This window comes from Halorubrum sp. SS7, assembly GCF_005435055.1.
Classification (GTDB): domain Archaea; phylum Halobacteriota; class Halobacteria; order Halobacteriales; family Haloferacaceae; genus Halorubrum; species Halorubrum salinarum.
The window spans coordinates 1-336 of the sequence record NZ_SGXV01000444.1 but is presented as its reverse complement, the minus strand read 5'-3'; the positions used below and the strand labels follow the sequence as shown (position 1 = coordinate 336).

1 pseudogene is annotated in these 336 nt (G+C 73.8%); it reads left to right on the top strand.

The features are described 5' to 3' along the window. Positions 1 to 336, top strand: a pseudogene (locus tag EXE44_RS18730) (alanine--glyoxylate aminotransferase family protein); the annotation flags it as partial.

Below are 336 nucleotides of genomic sequence, written 5' to 3'. Positions count from 1 at the left end.
GTACGCGAACTTCCTGCCGTTCCGCGACGTGAGCGAGGGCTTCCCGTACACGCACCTGACGACCGAGGTCGTCGCGCTCGACGCGGCGCTCGGCCTGCTGCTCGACGAGGGGCTCGACGCGGTGCGGGAGCGACACGAAACGGCCGCGACGCGGTGTCGCGAGCGCGGCGCCGAGTTGGGGCTGGAGCCGGTCCCCGACCCCGAGCGCAGTTCGCCGACGGTGACCGCCTTCGAGGTCCCCGGCCGCGCCGAGGCGCTTCAGGAGACGCTCCGGGAGGAGCACGACGTGGTGCTCGCGACCGGGCTCGGCGACGGTACCGAGGACGTCCTCCGCGT